1 protein-coding gene is annotated in these 2,290 nt (G+C 46.0%); it reads right to left on the reverse strand.

What is annotated here, in order from left to right; all coding sequences use genetic code 11:
* Window positions 1–11: 11 nt before the first annotated feature.
* Window positions 12–2,290: helicase-exonuclease AddAB subunit AddB (gene addB / locus WB217_RS13465; RefSeq protein WP_423993727.1), on the reverse strand; the 2,279-nt coding region annotated here is incomplete at its 5' end.

Genomic DNA, 2,290 nt, shown 5'->3' on the forward strand with positions numbered 1-2,290 from the left:
GTATATTCATTTTAGCCAAGATCCTCTTCCTCCTCTCCGATTGATGCAAGAATATCTTGTTTCTTTATATCTTCTAATCTATCTGTATTTATAGTTAGAGTATCATTCACCTTCAGGCTCTCATCCTGCCGTAAAGCTTCAAGCAAATCTTCCTTCTTGATGACCGGTAGCTTCCTGAAATCATTGGATTCCACCGCCTGGTCAAACTGGCAAACAGGCTTGAAGGAACAGAATGTGCAAGGCACACGGTCCTTGAGCTTATATGGAGAAACATCAACGATCCCGCTGACAATTCCGTTTCCTGTTTCAACATATTTATTGCGGACAAATTGCCTTAAATGATCAAAGTCTTCTTTACTTGCAACCTTCGAGCTTTTAAGAAGGCTTCCGTCCTTTTTAAAACCAGCAGAAATGATTTGGGAGCTGCCTGTATCAATGCTTTTATCCATCAGCCTGATGACATTTTCATCGTTAAGCAGTAAGCCATTCATTTTAAAACGCTTGAGAATCTCTTCTTCAATTTCATCAAGAGTCAGCATTTTAGAAGCATTGACAATCGGATTATGGACATGGAAATACAGGACTCCTGCCGGGTCTGCCGGCCTTCCCACCAATAATGGTGAATGAGTGATGATAATGTCCAGATAGGTGAGCATTTGCAAAGCAACCCCATAGTAAACCTCTGTCAAATTGACATCCTTCACGCTGGATTTATAGTCGACAACCCTCAGATATACACCCTGATCATCCTCTGCTTTATCGACACGGTCGATTCGGCCCATCAGTTCCATCCTTGTGCCATTCTTAAGTGAAAACGCAAGCGGTGGCAGCTTTCCCTGACGGCCAAAACCGAGCTCCAGCCCAACAGGGGAGAACCCGCTGACTTTAGCATGCTCACTTAACACGAGTGAAGCGCGGCTGATGATATTTTGCAGTTTTTGCTTGATATAATGGTGCCTGTTCGAGCTCAGAAGAATCTCGTTCTGTAATTTCGGCGCCAGCTTCTGAACTGCATCCCTGGCGAGTGCTTCAGCTTGTACTCTTGTAAGGCTTGCCCAGCTGAGGTTTTGTTCCATAACCGTTTCGGCAATTTCTTTTAATGCTGCATGGAACAAGTCTCCGATATCTGGTGCTTCTAGCCTGAAAATCTGTCGATCGCGGAGCTTCAGTCCATGCTGGACATAGTGAGAGAATGGACAGCTATTGAAAAGCTCCATCCTTGATACGCTCGCTTCAATTTGCTCTCCATACAGCTCCTTGGTGACATCTTCGGAAAGCTGCTTCGTCCTGTTTTCGTAAAAGAGACTTGATAGAACTTTACGAGCAGTGTCCGCCCAGCGATGGTCTTTCAGATAATAATCGTATACATCCCACCAGAAATCGTATACAGGATAATTCCGCTTCTTAAGCTGCAGCTGGGAGGTCAGGTAGGATAATGCCACATTTTCTCCTGCTGCGTATTCCAGCTGATCCTGCTCTGGCAATTCCGATGGATCAGGCAGGAAGTAGTGAGTTTGATGCTCAGGAAAAAGGTCTGATATCCTTTTGATAAAAGAGGATGGCATTAACGCTTTTCCCTCTTCATTGGCAATCGGATAGCTGATATAAAGAAGCTCTGATGGAGTAACAAACGCCTTATAGGCAATGAAGTTCTCATCAAGCAATTTCGTACGGCTGCCTGGTGCAAGCTTTACTCCCTTTGATTGCAGAAGATCACGGTCATCATCGCCAAAAATTCCATCCTCAGACATCTTCGCAGGAAGCACGCCTTCGTTAACACCAATGACAAACGCCACCTTGATATCGGCAAGCCTTGTCTTTTCGATGTCCGCGATGAGCACCTGGTCAATCGCCGGAGGAATCAATGAAAACTTCAGCGATTCGAAACCAGCATCAAGGATTGTCACGAACTGCTTAGGGGCAACCTTGCTGTCTCCGAGCATTTCCACAAACTGATCGAGCAGGTCAATAACAGCATTCCACGCTTGTTCATGCTCCCTTGCCTCCACGAGCCTTCCTTCCTGTTCAGCAGCCATTCTCCAGAGTTCAAGCTTAGCCGGAATATCAAGCTCCTCCATGAACAAATACACTGCTTCAGCCAGTTTCCGTCCAGTGTCTGCCCTCTTTAGCCTCCGTGCCATCCTCATTAGCGGCGCTGTGATCAGCAGCCTCAGGTCATTCAGCTCCTGTTCAGTCTGCTTTTCAGCATCAGTCTGTACAGCGCCGTCAAATTCAAGGCCTCTGATCCGCCTGTATTTCCAGCGATCCTTTTTCGTCCATTTTTCACCTT

Origin of the sequence: Mesobacillus sp. (assembly GCF_049588175.1) — a bacterium.
GTDB lineage: Bacteria > Bacillota > Bacilli > Bacillales > Cytobacillaceae > Mesobacillus.